Annotated in this window: 2 protein-coding genes; both read left to right on the top strand. The window is 71.3% G+C overall.

The annotated features are described in order from the left end of the window. Positions 1-30: 30 nt before the first annotated feature. A complete protein-coding gene (locus tag ACZ3HL_RS39310; RefSeq protein WP_465536809.1) occupies positions 31-22,290 on the top strand; it encodes a non-ribosomal peptide synthase/polyketide synthase in 22,260 nt (7,419 codons plus the stop codon). Beyond that, complete coding sequence (locus ACZ3HL_RS39305; RefSeq protein ID WP_007029404.1) at positions 22,287-22,496, top strand: MbtH family protein; 210 nt, start codon at positions 22,287-22,289, stop codon at positions 22,494-22,496. The genes ACZ3HL_RS39310 and ACZ3HL_RS39305 overlap by 4 nt, the downstream gene beginning before the upstream one ends. The last annotated feature ends 85 nt before the right edge of the window (positions 22,497-22,581 follow it).

Below are 22,581 nucleotides of genomic sequence, written 5' to 3'. Positions count from 1 at the left end.
CGAACGCTCTGAACGGTGGAGGCAAACCCGATGAACCGCGGCTTTCCCCTGACCCCGGCACAGCAGGGGATCTGGCTCGCGCAGCAGCTCGACCCGGCCGACCCGGTCTACACGATCGGCTGGGTCGCCGAGCTTCGCGGCGACGTCGACATCGCCCGGCTGCGTGAAGCCGTCCGGCGGGCGGTCGCGGACGCGGAATGCCTGCACGTGACGGTCGGGCTGGACGGTGACACGCCGGTCCAGCGTCCGGTCGCGCCCGGTGAGGTCGCGGTCCTCGACTTCACCGGTGAGCCGGATCCGGAGCGGGCCGCCGACGAGTGGGCGCGGGCCGAGCTCGCCGTCGTGACCGACATCGAACGGGGGCCGCTCACCGCGCACACCCTGCTCGTCCTGGCCGCGGACCGGGTCCGCTGGTTCCAGCGCTACCACCATCTGGTGATGGACGCGCACGGCCAGGCCGTCCTGACCCGTCGCGCGGCGGCCCACTACTCGGGCACCGCCGAGGAGATCTCCTGGCCGCTCTCGGGCCTCGCGGAGCCGGAGTACGACACGAAAGCCGACCGCGACTACTGGCTCGGCGACCTCGCGGGCAGGCCCAACCCGGTGCGGCTGCTCGGCCGCGCGTCGTCCGGTCAGGTGCGGCTCCGGCGGCATTCGTGGGAGCTGTCCGCGGCGAACGCCGGCAGCTTGCGGAAGTTCGCACTCGACGCGGGAACGAGGCTCTCCCGGGTCGCGATCGCCGCGGTGGCGGCGTACGCCCACCGGGTGACCGGCGCCGAAGACCTCGTCCTCGGCCTGCCGGTCACCGCGCGGACCACCCGCGCCCTGCGTGAGCAGCCGGGCATGGTCTCCAACGTCCTGCCATTGCGGCTCACTGTCCGCCCGGAGACGACGCCGGCCCAACTCGTCGCCCAGGTCGCGGAGAAGGTCTCCGCGCTGCTGGAACACAGCCGGTACCGCGGGGAGGACCTCGCGCGCGAGCTCGGCGCGAGCGGCGGGGTGCACGAACTCGTCGGGCTGAGCGTGAACTACATGGCCGTGGACGGCGAACTCGCGTTCGGGGACGCGAGCGCCACGGTGCACAACCTCGAACTCGGGCCGATCAGCGACGTCGCCATCGCCGTGTACGACGCCGGCGAGGGCCGCGGGCTCCGCTTCGACTTCGACGCCGACCAGGCCGTGTCTACCGACGGCGAACTCGCCGATCACCGCCGCCGATTCGCCGCGGTGCTCGACGCCCTCGTCGCGGGACCGGACCTGCCGCTGGCCGCGATCGATCTGCTCTCCGCCGAGGAACGGGACGGAGTCCTGGCGTTCGGGTCGGCGGTCGCGGAGTCGCCGGAGGTGTCCTGGCCCGAGGCGTTCGCCCGGGTCGTAGCGCGGAAGCCGGACGCGGAGGCCGTCGTCTGCGAGGACGTGCGGATGACCTACGCCGAGGTCGACGCCGCCGCCAACCGGCTCGCCCGGCTGCTGCGGCGACACGGTGTCGGTGACGAAGACGTCGTCGGCGTGGCGATGCCGCGGTCGGCCGATCTCGTCGTCGCGTTGCTCGGCGTGATGAAGGCCGGGGCCGCGTACCTTCCGCTCGACCTCGACCACCCCGAAGATCGCCTCGCCTACATGCTCGGCCACGCGGGGGCGGGGATCGTCGTGTCCACTGTGGAGGAATCCGCGCAGCTGCCGTCCGGTGTGGACGTCGAGCGGATCCTGCTCGACGATCCCGGAACCGCCAGAGAACTCGCGGCGCTCGACTCGTCCACTGTGGACGTCAGCGGGATTGCGCTGAGCCGGGCCGCGTATGTCATCTACACCTCGGGCTCGACGGGCAAGCCGAAGGGCGTGGTCCTGTCCCACGACGGGATCGGCAGCCTGATCAGCACGGCGACCGAACGGATCGGCATCGTCGAGGACAGCCGGGTGGTGCAGTTCGCGTCCACCGGTTTCGACGTGACGGTCTGGGATCTGGTCATGTCGCTGTGCGTGGGCGGGACGCTGATCGTGGTCCCGTCGCATCGCCGGGTCGCGGGCGTCGAACTGACCGGCTACATCGCGGACAACGCGGCGACGCACATGATCCTGCCGCCTTCGCTGGTCGCGGCGCTGCCCTCGGACTGCGAACTGCCGAAGGGCGCGGTGCTGATCGTCGGCACCGAGACCGTCCCGCCGGAACTGATCGCGCGCTGGGCCGAAGACCTGCGGGTCGTCGCCGCGTACGGGCTGACCGAGGCGACGGTGAACTCGACGTTGTGGGCGGCCGAGCCCGGCTGGACCGGCCCGATCCCGATCGGGGTCCCGGATCCGAACACCCGCTGCTATGTCCTCGACACCGCGCTGCGGCCGGTCCCGGTCGGCGTCGAGGGGGAGCTGTACGTCGGCGGGCGCGGTCTCGCGCGGGGCTACGCGGGACGTCCGGGGCTGTCGGCGGAACGCTTCGTCGCCGACCCGTTCGCCGGTGCCGGCGCGCGGATGTACCGCACCGGCGACCGGGTCCGCTGGCGGGCGGACGGGAACCTGGACTTCCTCGGCCGCACCGATCACCAGGTCAAGATCCGCGGGTTCCGGATCGAACCCGGGGAGATCGAGTCCGCGCTCGCCACGTTCCCCGGGGTCGAGCGGATCGCCGTCGTGCCCCGCGAGGTCAAGCCGGGTGACCGGCGGCTGGTGGCGTACGTCGTCCCGGCCACGGACGGGTCGCCGGCGCTGCTCAAGGACCTGCGCGCCCACGCGGAAACGGCGCTGCCGCACTACATGGTGCCGTCGGCGTTCGTGGACCTCGACCGGCTGCCGATCATGCCGAACGGCAAACTCGACCGCACCGCGCTGCCGTTGCCGGATTTCGGCGCCGCCGCCACCGGCCGCGCACCGCGCACCGAACGCGAGCGGATCCTGTGCGACGTCGCCGCGCGAGTCCTCGGGCTGGCCTCGATGGGGGCCGATGACGACTTCTTCTCGCTCGGCGGCGACAGCATCCTGTCCATCCGGCTGGTGCTCGGTGCGGCCGGACACGGTCTCGCCATCACGCCGCGCCAGGTGTTCCAGCATCGGACTCCCGAGGCGCTCGCCGCCTGCGCGGAGGCCGTCGTTGTCGAGTCCACTGTGGACGACCGGCCGTTGCTGGAGCTGACCGGCGCGGAGCGGGCGTCGCTCGCCGAGTATGCCGATGTCCTGCCTGTGACGCCGTTGCAGGAAGGGTTCTTCTTCCACGCGGAGTTCGAAGGCGGCCAGGCCGCGGACATCTACACGGTGCAGGAGGTGCTGGACCTCGAAGGCGACGTCGACGCCGACGCGTTGCGCAGGTCGGCACAGGCCCTGCTGGACCGGTATTCGTCCCTGCGGTCGGGTTTCCGGCAGCTCGACGGCGGCCGGGTCGTCCAGACGGTGACCCGGCACGCCGAACTGCCGTGGCGCGAGGTGGCCGCCGAAGAGGCCGCGGAGGCCTTCGAGGCCGATCGCGCGCGCCGGTTCGACTTCGCCCGGCCGCCGCTGCTGCGGGCCACCTTCAGCCGGGTCGGCGAGCGTCATGCCAAGCTGGCGCTGACGTTCCACCACATCATCGCCGACGGCTGGTCGGTCGTGGTGCTGCTTCGTGAACTGCTGGCGGGGTACGGAAAACCGGAAAACCCGCTCCCGGAGGAGGACACCCGCGCCGACCACCTGCGGCGGCTCGCGTCACGGGATCACGAGGCTTCGCGCGAAGCCTGGCGCGCGGCACTGTCCGGAGTGGACGAACCCACCAGGCTGGTCGAAGGGCGGTCAGGGGCGGCGAGACAGCCGTCGCGGCTGCATCTGAGCCTCGGCGGGCAGGCGACGAAGGCGTTGTCGGCCATGGCTCGTGCGCACGGGCTCACCCTCGGCACCGTCCTGCACGGCGCCTGGGGTCTGCTGCTCGGCGGGCTCACCGGCCGGGACGACGTGCTGTTCGGCAGCACGGTCTCCGGCCGTGACACCGGTGCCGCCGGTATCGAGTCGGCGGTCGGTCTCTACATCAACACGGTTCCGGTGCGGCTGCGCTGGTCGGGCTCCGAGACCGTCGCCGCCGTGCTGCGGCGGCTGGGGGACGAGCAGGCGGCGTTGCTGGAGCACCAGCATCTCGGCCTCGGCGAACTGCAGCGCATCGCGGGTGCGGGCCAGGAAGAACTGTTCGACACCCTCGTGGTCGTCGAGAACTTCCCGCGTGACGGCGAACGCGCGTCCGGGACCGTCCGTCTCACCGGTGTCGACGTCACCGACGCGGTGCACTTCCCGGTCGCGGTGATCGTGACACCGGGTGAAGAACTGGAGTTCAGCCTCAAGTTCGACGCCGCGCGGATCGACGCCGTCGCGGCCGGGCAGCTCGCCGAACGGTTCGCCCGCCTGCTGGAGACGCTGGCCGAGAACCCCGTGCAGCCGGTCGCCGCCCTCGACCTGCTGTCGCCCGCCGAACGCGGCCGTCTCGCCGACCTCAACGCGACCTCGCATCCGGTGCCCGGGCGCACGCTGGCCGAGGCCATCGCCGAGCAGGTCGCCAAGACGCCGTCCGCGACGGCGGTGATCTTCAGGGACACCGAACTGTCCTATGCGGACCTCGACGCCCGCGCGGAGAACCTGGCTCGCAGGCTGCGAGCCCTGGGCGCCGGCCCCGAAGAGGTCGTCGCCGTCGCCGTGCCGCGGTCGGCCGAGCTGATGGTCGCCCTGCTGGGTGTCCTCAAGGCCGGGGCCGCCTACCTGCCGATCGACCTCGACTATCCGGCGGACCGGCTCGAATACATGCTCGCCGATTCCGGTGCGCGTCTCGTGCTCTCCGAACCCGGGACGGCCGCGCGGATCCCGGTCGTCGACGGGCTCACGCAGGTTCCGGTCACCGGCGAACCCGCCGACGACGTTCCGGGCGCGGCCGCCGGACCGGACAACACCGCCTACCTGATCTACACCTCCGGATCGACCGGGCGGCCGAAGGGTGTGGCCGTCACGCACCGCGCGATCGTCAACCGGCTCGCGTGGATGCAACACGAGTACCGGCTCACGGCATCGGATCGTGTGCTGCAGAAGACGCCGTCGAGTTTCGACGTGTCGGTGTGGGAGTTCTTCTGGGCGCTGTGCGAGGGCGCCGCGGTGGTCCTGGCGGAGCCGGATGGTCACCGCGATCCGGCGTATCTCGCCAGAGTGATCCGGGATCGGGAGATCACCACCCTGCACTTCGTCCCGTCGATGCTCGCCGCGTTCCTCGCCAGCGACGAGGTCACCGGTGAGCTCGGGTCGTTGCGCCGGGTGTTCTCCAGCGGCGAGGCGCTGAGCGGTGAGACCGCCGCCCGCTGGCGTTCGCTCACCGGCGTTCCGCTGCACAACCTCTACGGCCCCACCGAGGCGGCCGTGGACGTCACCTTCTTCGCGAGCACAGGGACCGAGGGCGCCACCGTGCCCATCGGCCGTCCGGTGTGGAACACGCGGGTGCACGTCCTCGACGGCTGTCTCCGCCCGGTGCCCGACGGCGTGGCGGGCGAGCTGTATCTCGCCGGTGTCCAGCTGGCCCGCGGTTACCACGGACGGCCCGGCCTGACCGCCGAACGCTTCGTCGCCGACCCGTTCGGCGAGCCGGGGCAGCGGCTGTACCGGACCGGCGACCTGGTGCGGCGCCGCGCCGACGGCGAGATCGAGTACCTCGGCCGCACCGACCGGCAGGTGAAGATCCGCGGCAACCGGATCGAGCTCGGCGAGATCGAAGCCGTCCTCGTCGCGCTGCCGGAGGTCACGGCCGCCACGGTCGTCGCGAAGGACGGCGCGCTCGTCGGTTACGTCGTCGGCGATGTGGACCCGGAGCGGCTGCGTGCCGCCGTCAGCGAGGCGCTGCCGGCGCCGATGGTGCCGCACGCGTTCGTCGTGCTCGACGAATTCCCCTTGACCCCCAGCGGAAAGCTCGACGTCCGCGCCCTGCCCGCGCCCGAGGCCGGCAAAACCGCCACCGCCCCGGAGAATGATCAGGAACGCACCCTCGCGCGGATCTTCGCGGAGGTCCTCGGCCTGGACGCCGTCGGCGCCGACGGGGACTTCTTCCTGCTGGGCGGCGACAGCATCTCGTCGATCGCGGTATCGAGCCGCGCCCGGCGGGCCGGGTTCGAACTGAGCCCCAAGGACGTGTTCGAGCTCCGGACCCCGGCCGCGCTCGCCGCCTCCGCCGCACCCGCCGAGCCGGCGGCCGTCGCCGACGGTGTCGGCGCTCTGCCTCTCCTTCCCGAAATGCTCAGGCTGCGGGAACTCGGCGACGCGATCCAGCCGGAGTCCGTGCTGCTGACCGTGCCGCCCGGCGCCGACGTCGAGACGCTCGCCGCCGCCCTGCAACTCGTACTCGACCACCACGACGGCCTGCGGCTCGAACTGTCGCGGGTCGCTTCGGTGCTGTGGTCGCTCGAAGTCCGTCCACAAGGGACGGTGCAGGCGGCGGAGCTGCTCCGTCACGGGACCGGTTCCCCGGAGGACGAGTACCGCGACGCCGCCGACCGATTGCGGGACAACCTGCTGCAGGCCGTCTGGTTCGACGAGCCGGGCAGGCTGCTCCTGGTCGCGCATCCGGTCCTGCTGGACGCGCGGAGCTGGGCGACGCTGGCGGCCGATCTCGCGATCGCCTGGCAGGCCGTGACCGACGGCCGTCCGCCGGTGTTCACCCCGGTGCGGACGTCGCTGCGGACGATCGCCCGCCGGGTCACCGGCGAAGCGCAGGATCCCGCGCTGCTCGGCGAGATCGAGCACTGGGCCGGGACCTTGGCGCCCGGCTCCGCCGAGATCCCCGGCGACGTCGCCGAACGTCACATCACCCTGTCGATCGAGGACACTCGGACGCTCGTCGGCGCGCTCCCGTCCGCGGTGCACGGCGACGTGACCGACGTCCTCCTCACGGCGCTGAAAGTCGCCGTCGACGGTGACCTCCTCGTCGATCTCCACGGCAGGGTGGACAGCTCGGACGCGGTCGGCGCGCTGACGTCGGTCCGCCCGGTGCGGATCACCGCCGCCGGCGAACCGCTCGCGATGCTCAAGGCCGTCAAGGAGACCGTCCGCAATACGCCCGAGGGCTACGGCCCGCTGCGGTACCTCAACGTTCAGACCGGCCCGGTGCTCGCTGGGCTCCCGAAGCCGCGAATCGCTCTGCGCTACGAAGGCCGGGTCCCGGCCGGGGCGGGGGAGTGGCAGGTCGCCGGGCACGCGGCCGTGCCGCCGTCCGGAGACCACGCCCTGCGGATCGGGGTGGCCTGCGAGGAGACCGTGGACGGGCCGAGGCTGACGGCGACGTTCGCGGGTGCGGCCGGAGCGCTCGCCGACCGCTGGCTCGCGGCGATGCGCGAGCTGGCGGCGGTGGATACCGGCGCGCCGGTGGGCCTCACGCCGTCGGACCTCGAACTCGTTTCGCTGACGCAGGAGGAGATCGCCCGCGTCGAGCGGGTCAGCCCGGTGCCGGTCGCCGACGTCTGGCCGTTGTCGCCGTTGCAGGAAGGCCTGTTCTTCCACTCCAGCTACAACTCCGACCGGGTCGACATCTACACGATCCAGGAGGCGATCGACTTCGATCACCGCCTGGACGCCGACCGGCTGCGGGCGGCGGTGGCGGCGCTGCTGCGCCGGATCCCGAGCCTCGGCGCCGGGTTCACCAGCGAGGGGCTGCGCGGGCCGGTGCAGTTCGTGGCGGCCGAGGTCGAACCTCCAGTGTCCGAAGTGGACCTTTCGGCCCTGCCCGAAGGCGAACAGCGGGCCAAGCTCGACGACCTGATGGCCGAGGACCGCGCGACAAGGTTCGACCTCGGTGCCCCACCGCTGTTCCGGCTGAAGCTGGTGCGGCTCGGCGACGGACGCGACCGTGTCGTGCTGAACCGGCACCTGCTGCTCTGGGACGGCTGGTCCGCCTGGCTGTTCATCGAGCAGCTGTTCGCGCTGTACGACCTCGGCGGCGACGATCGTGCCCTGCCCGCCGCCGGGTCCTATGTGGACTTCCTGCGCTGGCTGGACCGGCAGGACATCGAGGCGGCCACGAACGCGTGGCGCGAGGCGCTGTCCGGTCTCGCGGAGCCGACGGTCGTCGGGCCGGAAGGCCGGGACCTCGTCCCGGCGACCCCGGTGAACCTGGACACCGTGCTTCCGGCCGAACTGGGTCGCGCGTTGCGTGAGCAGGCCAGAAGGCACGGCCTGACCGTCAACTCCGTGCTCAACGCCGCCTGGGGCCTGGTCCTCTCGACCATGACCGGGCGGACCGACGTCGTGTTCGGCGCCGCGGTCGCGGGCAGGCCCGCCGCCGTGCCCGAGATCGAGAACACCATCGGCCTGTTCCTCAACACCGTGCCGACCAGGGTGCGGCTCGACGCGGCCGAATCCGTCCTGGACCTGGTGCGGCGCTTGCAGTCCGAGCGCATGGACCTGACACCGTACGAGTTCATGAGCCTCGGCGTGCTTCAACGGGAAGCCGGACATCGCGTCTTGTTCGACACGCTCTTCGTGCTGCGCAACGCCGACGGCGACGAACGACGTGACGGCCTGCGCCACCGGCACGGCATCACCGGCCTGCTGAACATCGACGCCACGCACTACCCGCTGACGCTGGTGGTCACGCCGGGCGAGGAGATCCGGATCACGGTGTCCTACCGGGACGACGTGATCGACGCCGCCGAGGCCGCGTCGGTGCTGGACCGGTTCACGTCACTGGTCGCGCAGATCGTCGACGACCCGGCGAAGCCGGTGGCCGCGCTCGCGACGGTGTCCGCCGAGGACCGTGCCGCGCTGGAGGCGGGCTGGGCCGAGGCGGAGCATCCCGTCGTCGAGGACACGATCGCCGACCTGCTGGCCGTCCAGGCCGAGCGGACGCCAGACGAGACGGCTCTGGTCTTCGGTGACGAGCAGCTGACCTATGCCGAACTCGACGCGCGTATCAACCGGATGGCCCGCCTGCTGCTGGCGAAGGGGGCCGCGCCGGAGCAGGTGATCGCGCTCGGGCTGCCGCGCTCGATCGACATGGTCGTCGCGCTGTTCGCCGTCCTGCGGACCGGCGCGGCGTACCTGCCGCTGGAGCTCGACTACCCGGTCGAGCGGCTCGCGGTGATGCTGGAGGACGCCCGGCCGCTGTGCCTGGTGTCCACAAAGGACGTCTCGGCGACGCTGCCCGATGACGTCCTTCGTGTGCTCGTCGACGACCACGAAGACAGGGCGTTCGGCGACGGCCCGATCTCCGACGCCGAACGCCCGCTGTTCGCGCGCGGCCGCGCGGACCGCATGGAGCACCCGGCGTACGTCATCTACACGTCGGGCTCGACCGGGAAGCCCAAGGGTGTGGTCACGCCGTATCGCGGCCTGACGAACATGCAGCTCAACCACCAGGGCGCCATTTTCGACCCGGCCATCGCGTCGGCGGGCGGACGGCGGCTGCGGATCGCCCACACCGTGTCGTTCGCCTTCGACATGTCGTGGGAAGAGCTGTTGTGGCTGGTGGAAGGGCACGAGGTCCACGTCTGCGACGAGGAACTGCGGCGGGACGCGCGGGCGCTCGTGGCGTACTGCGACGAGCACCAGGTCGACGTCGTCAACGTGACGCCGACGTACGCGCACCTGCTGATCGAGGAAGGACTGCTGGAGGGGCACCGGCCCGCACTCGTCCTGCTCGGCGGCGAAGCCGTGTCCGAGTCGGTGTGGAACCGGTTGCGGGACACCGACGGGACCTACGGCTACAACCTGTACGGCCCCACCGAATACACGATCAACACGCTCGGCGGCGGCACGACCGACAGCGACACCCCGACCGTCGGCAAGCCGATCTGGAACACGCGCGCCTACATCGTCGACGCCTGGCTCCGGCCGGTCCGCGACGGCGTCGCGGGTGAGCTGTACATCGCGGGTGAGGGCCTCGCCCGCGGCTACCTCGGTCGCCCCGGGCTGACCGCCGAACGGTTCGTCGCCGACCCGTTCGTGCCCGGTGGCGGGCGCATGTACCGCACCGGAGACCTGGTGCGGCGCCGCGCCGACGGGAACATCGACTTCCTCGGCCGCACCGACGACCAGGTCAAGATCCGCGGCTACCGCGTCGAACTCGGCGAGATCGAGACCGCGCTCAGCCGGTACCCGGAGGTCGCGCAGGCAGCCGTCATCGCCCGGCCGGACCCGTCGGCGCCCGGCCTGCAGCGGCTCATCGGGTACGTCGTCCCGGCCGAACTGAGCGGGGACGCGCGTGCCGAGGCCGAAGCCGACCAGGTCGGCGAATGGCAGCAGATCTATTCGGACGAGTACACCGAGATCCCGACGGCCCTGTTCACAGAGGACTTCGCGGGCTGGGACTCCAGCTACGACGGTGACCCGATCCCGCTGGAGCACATGCGGGAGTGGCGGCGGGCGACCGTCGACCGCATCGCCGAGCTGAAGCCGGAACGGGTGCTGGAGATCGGCGTCGGCACCGGTCTGCTGATGGGGCAGATCGCGCCGCTGGTCGGGGAGTACTGGGGCACCGACCTCGCCGCGCCGGTGATCGCGAAGCTGGACCGCGAGCTGGAACAGGATCCGGCGCTGGCGGCCAAGGTGAATCTGCGCGCCCAGCCGGCGCACGTGTTCGACGGCCTGCCCACCGGCCGGTTCGACACGATCGTGATCAACTCCGTCGTCCAGTACTTCCCGAGCGTCGACTACCTGACCGACGTCATCACGAAGGCGATCGGCCTCCTGGCGCCCGGCGGCGCGTTGTTCGTCGGCGACGTCCGCAACCTGCGGCTCGCCCGCGCCTTCCACACCGCGATCCAGCTCACCCGCGCCGACGCGACCTCGGACGTCGCCCAGGTACGGCGCGCGATCGAACGCGGTGCCGCGCTGGAGAAGGAACTGCTGATCGACCCGGACTACTTCACCGCGCTCGCGCGGCAGCTGCCGGATGTCGCCGCCCAGGTCCGGATCAAACGGGCCCGGCTGCACAACGAGCTGAGCCGGTACCGCTACGACGCGGTCCTGGTGAAAGAGCCGGCCGAAACCGTGTCGGTCGCGCAGGCGCCACGATTGTCGTGGGACGAGGTCGGTTCTCTCGCCGAGCTGGAAGAGCGCCTCACCGGTGTGGAAACGCTGCGGGTCAACCGGATCCCGGACGCCCGGCAGGCTCCGGAGGTCGAGGCGACGCGTGCGTTGGACGCCGGTGCGCCGTTGATCGACGTCCTCGCGGTGTTCGGTTCCTCCCGTGGCGTGGAGCCCGAGGACGTGCACGAGCTCGGCGACCGGCTCGGGTTCCGGGTGTACTGCACCTGGTCGGCCGAGGGCGCGTTCGAGGCCGTGTTCGTCCACAAGGGACAGGCGAGTGCGCTGGTCACCGGAGTGCATCAGCCGGTCTCGCTCGGCACGAACCTGGCCAAGTACGCCACGAGCCCGACGGCGGCCCGAGGTGGCGGCGAACTGGTGCAGCGCCTGAGGGACAGGCTCAAGACGGAGCTGCCGGACTATATGGTCCCGGCCGCGTTCGTGACGCTGGGCGCCCTGCCCCTCACCGACAACGGCAAGCTCAACACCCGGGCGCTCCCGGACGCCGAGCAGACGGTGCGGCTCGCCGAAAGCCGTCCGGCCGAGACCGCCGAGGAGGAGACGCTGTGCGCGCTGTTCGGCGAGGTCCTCGGTGTGGAGGGGGTCGGCGTCGAGGACAACTTCTTCGATCTCGGCGGTCATTCCCTGCTCGCCACCCGGCTCATCAGCCGGGCCAGGACCGAACTCGGCGCCGAACTGGCCATCCGTGACCTGTTCGAGGCGCCGACGGTGGCCGAGCTCGCCGCCCGCGCGGGCGGCGGCGAACCGGCGCGGCCCGCGGTGGTCCGCGCCGAGCGTCCCGAGCGGATCCCGCTTTCGGCGGCCCAGCGCAGCCTGTGGCTCGTGGACCGCATGGAAGCGAACGCGATCGCCTACAACTTCCCGCTGACCTTCCGGCTGCGCGGTGACCTGGACCTCGAAGCGCTGCGTGCGGCGCTCGGCGACGTGCTGGGCAGGCACGAGGTCCTGCGGACCGTGCTCGTCGAGCACGACGGGGAGCCCTACCAGCGCGTTCTCGACGCGCCGGAGATCCCGTTCGCCGTCGAGGAGTGTGACGGGGACGGCCTCGCGGCGCGGATCGCCGAGCTCTCGCGGACTCCGTTCGACCTGGCGACGGAGATCCCGGTCCGATTGCGGGTGCTGCGCCTCGGCGACGGCGACCACGTGATTTCGCTGGTCCTGCACCACAGCGCGACCGACGAATGGTCCGACCGGCCGTTCCTGGACGACCTGACCTCGGCCTATCGAGCGCGGCAGGCGGGTGAGGCTCCCGTGTGGACGGACCTCCCGGTCCAGTACGCCGACTTCGCGTTGTGGCAGAAGGACTTCCTCGACCAGCGCGGAGCCGATCAGGTCGCTTTCTGGGCCGAATCCCTGCGTGGGGCGCCGGACGAGCTGACTTTGCCACTGGACCGCCCCCGTCCGCTCCAGCCCACGGGGAAGGGCGGCAAGGTCAAGTCCCCGCTGTCGGAGGAACTGTCGGCTGCTGTACGCGACCTGGCGGCGAAGGCGGGCGCGAGCCCGTTCATGGTGCTCCAGGCGGCGGTGGCCGCCTTGCTGCACCGGACCGGAGCCGGGGACGACATCCCGCTGGGTGCCCCGATCGCCGGACGCACCGACGCGGCGCTCGACGACCTCGTCGGATTCTTCGTGAACACGCTGGTGCTGCGCACCGATCTGTCCGGCGAGCCGACGTTCGCCGGTCTGCTCGACAGGGTGCGCGAGGCGGACCTCGCCGCGTTCTCGCACGGCGATCTGCCGTTCGAGCGCGTGGTCGAGGAGCTGAACCCGCCGCGGGTGCCGGGGCGCAACCCGCTGTTCCAGGTGATGGTGGGTTACCACCGGCAGAGCGAAGCGCGCGACGTGCTCGGGCTGCCCGCCGAGTGGTTCGAGATGGACACCGGCATGGCGAAGTTCGACCTGCACTTCACGATGGTCGACGACGGGACCACCGCGACGCTCATGCTGGAGTACGCCGAGGATCTCGCCGACGAGACGACGGCCGACCGTTTGCTGACCCGGCTGACGTCCCTGCTGGAGCAGGTCACGGCCGAACCGGAGCGGCCCGTCGCGGCGCTCGACGTCCTCGTCGGCGACGAACTCGCGCGGATCGCGGAGTGGAACCGCACGGCTCGTGAGGTCCCGGTCGCGACGTTGCCGGAGTTGTTCGAGGCGCAGGTGACGCGGACTCCGGACGCTCCCGCTGTGGTGTTCGAAGGCTTGGAGCTGTCGTACGCCGAGTTCGACGCGCGGGCCAACCGGTTGGCACGGTGGCTGGTCGAGCAGGGTGTGGGTGTGGAGTCGGTGGTGGCGGTGTCGCTGCCGCGGTCGCTCGACCTGGTCGTCGCGCTGTACGCCGTGCACAAGGCGGGTGGCGCCTACTTGCCGGTCGACCGTGACTATCCGGCCGATCGCGTCGCGTTCATGCTCGATGACGCCGCTCCTGCGGTCGTTCTGGACGAGTTGCCCGTTCTGGACGGGTATTCCGGTGAGAGCCTGGGGCGGGTCGTGGATCCGTCGTCTCCGGCGTATGTGATCTACACGTCGGGTTCGACCGGTCGTCCGAAGGGCGTGGTGGTGCCTCACGAGGGCATCGTGAATCGCCTGCTGTGGATGCAGGCCGAATACGGCCTGACGCCCGATGACCGGGTGCTGCAGAAGACACCGTCGAGTTTCGACGTGTCGGTGTGGGAGTTCTTCTGGCCGCTGATCACCGGCGCGACCCTGGTGGTCGCCAAACCCGAGGGGCACAAGGACCCGGCGTACCTCGCCGAGCTGATCCGCACCGCCGGGATCACCACCGTCCACTTCGTCCCGTCGATGCTCGCGCTGTTCCTGGAGACCGCGACGTGTACGGGCCTGCGGCGCGTGATCTGCAGTGGTGAGGCACTGCCGTCGGAGCTGGCGGCTCGCGTGGACGTCCCGCTGTACAACCTCTACGGCCCGACGGAGGCGTCCGTCGACGTGACGGCCTGGCAGGCCGGTACCGAGACGACGCCGTCGGTCCCGATCGGGCGCCCGGTGTGGAACACGCGGACATACGTGCTGGACGCGCGGCTGAACCCGGCCCCGCCGGGTGTCGCGGGTGAGCTCTACCTCGCCGGCGCGCAGCTCGCGCGCGGGTACCTGGCCAGGCCGGGGCTGACCGCCGAGCGGTTCGTCGCCGACCCGTTCGGGGGTCCGGGGGCGCGCATGTACCGCACGGGGGATCTCGCGCGCTGGTCGGACGACGGTGTGCTGGAGTTCCTGGGCCGCGTCGACGACCAGGTCAAGATCCGCGGCTTCCGCGTCGAACTCGGTGAGGTCGAAGCCGCCCTGACCGCGTTCGAGTCCGTCACGCGCGCTGTGGTCGTCGCTCGCGAAGACCGGTTGGTCGCCTACGTCGTCGGCTCCACGGACGGCCTTCGTGAGGCAGTGGCGTCGAAGCTGCCGGAGCACATGGTGCCGTCGGCGTTCGTCGTGCTCGACGAGATCCCGTTGACCCCGAACGGCAAACTCGACCGCAAGGCCCTGCCCGCGCCGGAGTTCGGGGTCACCGAAGGCCGCGAGCCGCGGAACGCGCGGGAAGAGGCCCTGTGCGCGCTCTTCGCCGACGTGCTCGGCGTCGAGCGGGTCGGGATCGACGACGGGTTCTTCGCCCTCGGTGGGCATTCGCTGTTGGTGATGCGCCTGGTCAGCCGGATCTCGGCGAGCCTGGACGCGACGGTGTCGGTTCGCGACGTCTTCGACGCCCCCACCGTGGCCGCGCTGGCGGAACGGCTCTCGGGCCCGTCCGCACAACCGGTCCTGAGCGCCGGGAACCGGCCGGACGTGCTGCCGCTTTCGCCCGCACAGCAACGGTTGTGGTTCCTGTACCGGCTCGAAGGGGTCACCTCCACCTACAACATCCCGCTCGCCTGGCGCCTGCACGGCGAGCTGGACGCGGAAGCACTGCGCGCGGCGATCGGCGACCTCGTCGAACGGCACGAACCGCTCCGGACCGTGTTCGCCGAGGAGAACGGTGTCGCGGCGCAGCGGATCCTGGCCGGCGCGCGTCCGGAGGTCCGTTTCGAGGAAGCCGGAGACCTTCCGGCGCAGCTGGCCGCCGAGGCCGGTCGCGGATTCGCGCTTGACGAGGAACTCCCGATCCGGGCCACGGTCTTCGCCGTCTCGCCGCGGGAACACGTCCTGCTGCTGGTGATCCATCACGTGGCGACGGACGAGTGGTCACAGGGGCCGCTGATGGCGGACCTCGCCACGGCGTACGAGGCTCGTACGGCGGGTATTACTCCACAGTGGACCGAACTGCCGGTCCAGTACGCGGATTACGCCGTGTGGCAACGCGAACTGCTCGCCTCGGCAGCGCCCCAGCATCTCGACTTCTGGCGGGAAGCACTGGCGGGCCTGCCGGACGAACTGGCCCTGCCCGCCGACCGTCCCCGTCCGGCGGAGTCGAGCCACCGCGGTGGTCTCGTCACCTTCCCGATCGACGGCGGGCTCACCGAACGCCTGCGCGCGGTCGCCCGGCGGCACGACGTCAGCATGTTCATGCTGGCGCAGGCCGCGGTCGCGGCCCTGCTGCACCGGCTCGGCGCCGGGGACGACATCCCGCTCGGCGCACCGAGTTCCGGCCGCGTCGACGAACGGCTGGAGCCGCTGATCGGCTTCTTCGTGAACTCGCTCGTGCTGCGCACCGACCTGTCCGGCGACCCGGCGTTCGGTGACCTGCTCTCGCGGGTGCGCGCGACCGATCTCGCCGCCTTCGAACACCAGGACCTGCCGTTCGAGCGCCTGGTCGACGCGGTCAACCCGGAACGTTCGCTGGCCAGGCACCCGCTGTTCCAGGTGATGGTGGTCTACCTGCCCGAATCGGGCGACGGGCTGGAACTGCCCGGCCTCCGCGCGGATCGGGAAGAGTTCGCGCAGGGCGTCGCCAAGTTCGACCTCGAGTTCGGGTTCCTGGAGAACGCCAGTGACACTGGCGGGATCTCGGGCGCCATCGAGTACAGCGCCGACCTGTTCGACCACGGCACGGCCGAGTCGATCGCGCGGCGGCTGGTCGCCGTTCTGGACCAGGTGGCCGCCGATCCGGCGATCCCGGTCGGGGAGCTGGACGTCCTCGGCGAGGAAGAGCGCGTCCGGCTCGGGCGCTGGAACGACACCGCGCACGATGTCCCGGCGACCACACTGCCCGAGTTGTTCGAGGCGCAGGTGGCGCGGACGCCGGACGCTCCCGCTGTGGTGTTCGAGGGCGCCGAGTTGTCGTATGCGGAGTTCGACGCGCGGGCGAATCAGCTCGCGCGGTGGCTGGTCGAGCAGGGCGTGGGTGCGGAGTCGGTGGTGGCGGTGTCGCTGCCGAGGTCGCTCGACCTCGTGGTCGCGCTGTACGCCGTGCACAAGGCGGGCGCGGCGTATCTTCCGCTCGACACGGACTATCCGGCCGACCGGCTGGCGTTCATGCTCGAAGACGCCGCGCCTGCGGTCGTGCTGGACGAGTTGCCCGTTCTGGACGGGTATTCCGGTGAGAGTCTGGGGCGGGTCGTGGATCCGTCTTCTCCGGCGTACGTGATCTACACGTCCGGCTCGACCGGTCGCCCCAAGGGCGTCGTGGTGCCTCACCAGGGCATCGTGAACCGGTTGCTGTGGATGCAGGACGAGTACGGCCTCACCGCGGACGACCGGGTGTTGCAGAAGACGCCGTCGAGTTTCGACGTGTCGGTGTGGGAGTTCTTCTGGCCGCTGATCACCGGCGCGACGCTGGTGGTCGCCAAACCGGACGGCCACCGCGATCCGGCGTATCTCGAAGCGCTGATCCGGGATCAGCGGATCACGACGCTGCACTTCGTCCCGTCGATGCTGGAAGCGTTCCTCGCCGAAGAGCCATCGTGGCATGGCGTCCGCCGCGTCCTGTGCAGTGGCGAGGCGCTGTCGCCGGAGCTGGCGGCTCGCGTGGACGTCCCGCTGCACAACCTCTACGGGCCGACAGAGGCTTCGGTGGACGTGACCTCGTGGGAGGTCGTCGATGACACCGTCCCCATTGGACGTCCGGTGTGGAACACCCAGGTCCACGTGCTCGACTCCCGGCTGCGACCGGTGCCGCCGGGCGTGGCGGGGGAGCTGTACCTGGCGGGCGCGCAGCTCGCGCGCGGCTATCTCGGCCGGTCGGGCCTGACCGCCGAGCGGTTCGTGGCGAACCCGTTCGCGGCCGGGGAGAGGATGTACCGCACGGGCGATCTCGCACGGTGGCGGGCCGACGGCGCGCTCGACTATCTCGGCCGGGCCGACGACCAGGTCAAGCTGCGCGGTTTCCGGATCGAGCTGGGCGAGATCGAATCCGTGCTCTCCGCGCGAGTGGTCCTGCGCGACGGCAGGCTCGTCGCCTACCTGACCGGGGAGGCGGACGTCGAGGCGGCTCGGCGGCTCGCGGAGGCCACGCTGCCGGAGTACATGGTGCCGTCCGCGTTCGTGGTGCTGGACGCGTTCCCGTTGACGCCCAACGGGAAGCTCGACCGCAAGGCGCTGCCCGCCCCGGACTTCTCCGGCGAGGTCACCGGCGACGCCCCGCGCACCCCGCGCGAGGAACTGCTCGCGTCACTCGTCGCCGGTGTGCTCGGCCTGGACGAGGTGGGCATCCACGACGACTTCTTCCGCCTCGGCGGGGACAGCATCGTCGCGATGCAGCTGGTCGGCCGTGTGCGGAGCGCCGGGCTGCTGCTGAGCCCGCGCGACGTCTTCCGGCACCGGACCGTCGCGGCTCTGGCCGAGGTCAGCTCGGTGCGGCTCGACGCGCCCGCGACCAGGAAGCCGTTGGTGGAGCTGGACGCGGCCGAACAGACGGAGATCCTCGACGTCGCGCCGGACACGGCCGAGGTGTGGCCGCTGACGCCGTTGCAGGCCGGGCTGCTCTTCCACGCGACGATGGACGGCGACGGACCCGACGTCTACACCGTCCAGGTGTCCTTCGATCTCGACGGGCCGCTCGACCCGGCGCGGCTGCGTGACGCGGCGCAGTCGCTCGTGGACCGGAACGCCGTCCTGCGCACCGGTTACCGGTACCTCGCGTCCGGCCGTCCTGTCGCGCTGGTGGCGCGTTCGGTCACCGTTCCGTGGCGTTTCGTGGCCTCGGCCGACAGTGTCGAAACAGACCGTGCCGAGGCCGAGCTCGCCCACGACCGGCGCCGCTTCGACCCGGCCACCGCGCCGCTGCTGCGGTTCCTGCTCCTGGCCCTGCCCGACGGACGGCACCGCCTGGTGTTCACCCACCAGCACGTGCTGCTCGACGGCTGGTCGGTGCCGCAGCTGTTCGCCGAGCTGTCCCAGCTGTACGCCGGTGCGGACCTGGCGCCCGCCCGTCAGTTCCGCGACCATCTCGGCTGGCTCGGACAGCAGGACCGGGAGGCAGCCGAGGTCGCGTGGCGGCAGGCGCTCGACGGCCTGACCGAGCCGACGCATCTGGTCCCGCACGACCCGCAGCGGGTCCCTGCCCTGCCGGAGCGGTTGTCACTGGAGCTGCCGGAGCAGGCGACCGAGGCGCTGTCCGCGGTGGCCCGATCGCGGGGCCTGACGCTGAACACGCTCGTGCAGACCGCGTGGAGCATCGTGCTCGGCAGGCTGACCGGCAGGCCGGACGTCGTGTTCGGCGCGACGGTCGCCGGCCGCTCGCCGGAACTGGCCGGGGTCGAGCAGATGATCGGCCTGTTCATCACCACGATCCCGGTGCGGATCGCGCTCGACCCGGCCGAAAACCTGGGTGACCTGCTCGACCGGGTCCAGGACGAGCAGTCGGCTTTGCTCGCGCACCAGCACTTCGGGCTCGCCGACATCCAGCGCGTCGCCGGGCTGGGGGAGCTGTTCGACACGCTGATGGTGTTCGAGAGCTACCCCGGCGCGGACGAGGACGAGACCGGTGCCGGGTTGCGCGGGGAGATCGTGCGGCACGAGGACTCCACGCACTATCCGCTCACCTGGGCGGTGGAACCCGGCACCCGGCTGAAGCTCACCGCCGAGTACCGCGCCGACCTGTTCGACGCCGGTCTGCCGGAACGGCTTCTCCCCGCGATGGAACGCGTGCTCGCCGCGATGGTGTCCGATGTGGACGCACCTGTCGGCAGGGTGGACATCCTGGCCGAGGCCGACCTCGACCTGATCGTGCGGGAGTGGAACGGCACGGCGCTCGCCGTCGAACCGTCCACTGTGGCCGGTCTGTTCGAAGACCAGGCGCGGCGTTCGCCCGACGCGACGGCGGTGGTGTCGGGCGAGGTCGCCTTGACCTTCGCCGAACTCAACGAGCGCGCGAACCGGCTCGCCAGGGCCTTGGTCGCCCACGGTGTGGGACCCGAGGACTTCGTCGCCTTGGCGTTGCCGCGGTCGGCGGACGTGCTGCTGGCGATCCTCGCGGTCCACAAGGCGGGCGCGGCGTATCTGCCGCTCGACCCGGATTACCCGGCCGAGCGGCTGGCCGCGATGCTCGCCGACGGGCGGCCCAAGCTGATCCTGACCGAGCCCGAGCTGCTGGAGTCGTTGCCGCGGAACGAGATCGAGACGCTGGCGCTGTGCGCGCTCGTCACCGAGGACCGGCAGGCGCACGACCTGACCGACCGTGACCGGGTCCGTCCGCTCGACCCGGAGCATCCGGCGTACGTGATCTACACGTCCGGCTCGACCGGGACGCCCAAGGGGGTCGTCGTCCCGCATCGCGGCGTGGTGAACCTGTTCCACAGCCACCGCGCCACCCTGCACCGGCCCGCGGTCGAGGCCACCGGCAAACCGCACCTGCGGGTGGGACACGCGTGGTCGTTCTCCTTCGACGCCTCCTGGCAGCCGCAGCTGTGGCTGCTCGACGGGCACGCCGTGCACATCGTGGACGAAGAGACCCGGCGCGACCCCGAACTGCTGGCCGCGATGATCGAGCGCGACGGCTTCGACTTCATCGAGGTCACCCCGTCGTTCTTCGCGCAAATGGCGGACGCGGGGCTGCTCGACGGCGGCCGGTGCCCGCTCGCCGTGATCGGTGTCGGCGGTGAGGCGGTGCCCGAGAGCCTGTGGCGCCGTCTGGCCACTTTGGACGGGACCGAGGCCTTCAACCTGTACGGACCCACCGAGTCGACAGTGGACGCTCTCGTCGCGAGGATCGGGGACAGTGAGAAGCCGCTGGTCGGCAGGCCGGTCGCGAACACCCGCGCCTACGTGCTGGACGCGGCACTGCGGCCCGTGCCGCCCGGGGTCACCGGCGAGCTGTACCTCGCGGGCTCCGGGCTCGCCCGGGGTTACCTTGGGCGGGCGGCCCTGACGTCGGAGCGGTTCGTGGCGGATCCGTTCGGCCCGGCGGGGGCCCGGATGTACCGCACCGGCGACCTCGCCCGCTGGACCGCGGACGGACGGCTGGACTTCGGCGGGCGCGCCGACGACCAGGCGAAGATCCGCGGGTTCCGGGTCGAACCCGGTGAGGTCGAGGCCGTGCTCGAACGGCACGAGGACGTCGCACAGGCCGTCGTCCTCGTGCGTGAAGACCGCCCGCGGGTCAAGCAACTGGTGGCGTACGTGGTGTCCACTGTGGACCGGGAGGAGCTGCGGCGGTTCGCGGCCGAGACACTGCCGGACTACATGGTGCCCGCGGCGTTCGTCTCGCTCGACGCGCTTCCCGTGCTCTCGAACGGAAAGCTGGACCGCCAGGCGCTGCCGGCGCCGGACTACACGGAGCTGGCAGGCGGCCGGGCGCCCGAGACCGTGCGGGAGAAGGCGTTGTGCGCGCTCTTCGCGGAGGTGCTCGACGTACCGGAACTCGGCGCCGACGACGACTTCTTCGCACTGGGCGGGGACAGCATCGTCGCGATGCGGCTGGTCAGCCGGGCGCGCGCGGCCGGGCTGAAGATCACGCCGCACGACGTGTTCGCGCGCCGGACGGTCGAGGCGCTGGCCGAGGTCGCCGAAAGCATCGAGGACGACGGCACGGTCGCGCTCACGCCGATCATGCACGCGCTCCGCGAACTCGGCGGCCCGATCGACGGTTACCACCAGGCGGCGTTGCTGCGGACGCCGTCCGGGATGACCGGTGACCAGCTGAAGACCGTGCTCGGCGCGGTCGTGGCGCGGCACGACATGCTGCGCGCGCGGCTCGACCGGTCGGTGGACGGCTGGGCGCTGCGGATCGCCGATTCCGCCGACGTGCACATCGACCGCGTCGAGGCCGGGGGTGGCGACCTGTTCGCCCTGATCGAGCGGCACGCGGAGCCGACCCGCTCCCGGCTGGACCCGGACGCCGGCGTGATGCTGAGCGCGACGTGGTTCGACGCGGGGCCGTCGGAGCCCGGACGGTTGCTGCTGATGGTCCATCATCTCGCCGTCGACGGGGTGTCGTGGCGGATCCTGTTGCCGGACCTCGCTTCCGCCTGGGACGCGGTCGCGCTTGGCGATGTCCCGGATCTATCCTCTGTGGACACGCCGTTCCGGCGATGGTCGCGGGCGTTGTCCACGCAGGACCGTACCGGTGAGCTGGACCGCTGGAAGTCGGTACTGGGCGGCGCGAAGCCGATCCCGCTGGACCGGCCGCTCGACCCCGCGCGGGACGTGGCGGCGACCGTGAAGAAGGTGTCGCTGACGTTGCCCGCCGAGCGGACGGCCCCGCTGCTGTCCCGGGTACCGGCGGCGTTCCGGGCGACGATCAACGACGTCCTGCTCACCGGTCTCGCCCTCGCCGTCACCCGGTGGCGCCGGGACGGGGGACAGGCGGTGCTGGTCGACGTCGAGGGGCACGGCCGCGAAGAGGAACTGGTCGCCGGTGCGGATCTTTCGCGAACGGTCGGCTGGTTCACCAGTGTCGTCCCGGTGTGCCTGGACCTGGGTGACCTCGACCTCGACGACGCGTTCGACGGCGGTGCCGCCGCCGGGGAGGCGCTCGAACGGGTCCGGGCGCATCTCGACAGGCTGCCGGACGGCGGTGTCGGGCACGGTCTGCTCCGCTATCTCGACCCGCGCACCGGCCCTGAGCTCGCGAAATTCGCGAAGCCACAGATCGAGTTCAACTACCTGGGCCGGATCGGTGTCCCCGAGGCGACCGACTGGTCGTACGCAGCGGAGGCCGCGGCGGCCGAACTCGGTCCCGACGCCGGAATGCCGGTCTCGCACGCGCTCACGGTCAACGTCCTGACGGAGGACCGCCCCGGCGGCCCCGAACTGGGCGCACAGTGGTCCTGGCCGGAGGCCGTGCTCACCGAAGACTCGGTGCGGGAACTCGCCGAAGGCTGGTTCCTCGCGCTGGACGCGCTCATCCGCCGGGCGGATTCACCGGCCACGAAGAAGGAGAACAAGGAATGACGAACCCGTTCGAGAACCCCGACGGCACGTACCTGGTGCTGGTCAACGACGAGGGCCAGCACAGCCTGTGGCCCGAGTTCGTCGAGGTCCCGGCGGGCTGGACCACGAAGTTCGGCCCCGCGTCGCGTCCGGAGTGCCTCGAGTACGTCGAGACCAACTGGACGGACCTGCGGCCCGCCTCGCTCGTCAAGGCCATGGAGTCCTGACGCGCTCCAGTCCGTGAAGGCCTCCTTGAGGGACTCTGGGTCTCTCAAGGAGGCCTTCACGGACTTGCGTTGTTCAGAAGCGCGA

The sequence above is a fragment of the Amycolatopsis sp. NPDC000009 genome, assembly GCF_055563465.1.
The sequence above is the reverse complement of the archived record's forward strand: the minus strand, read 5'-3'. Positions and strand labels throughout refer to the sequence as shown.

Bases quoted from the DNA above. Each gene is read 5' to 3' on its own strand.
- ACZ3HL_RS39310 (WP_465536809.1), top strand. From the start codon at position 31: ATGAACCGCGGCTTTCCCCTGACCCCGGCACAGCAGGGGATCTGGCTC.
- ACZ3HL_RS39305 (WP_007029404.1), top strand. From the start codon at position 22,287: ATGACGAACCCGTTCGAGAACCCCGACGGCACGTACCTGGTGCTGGTC.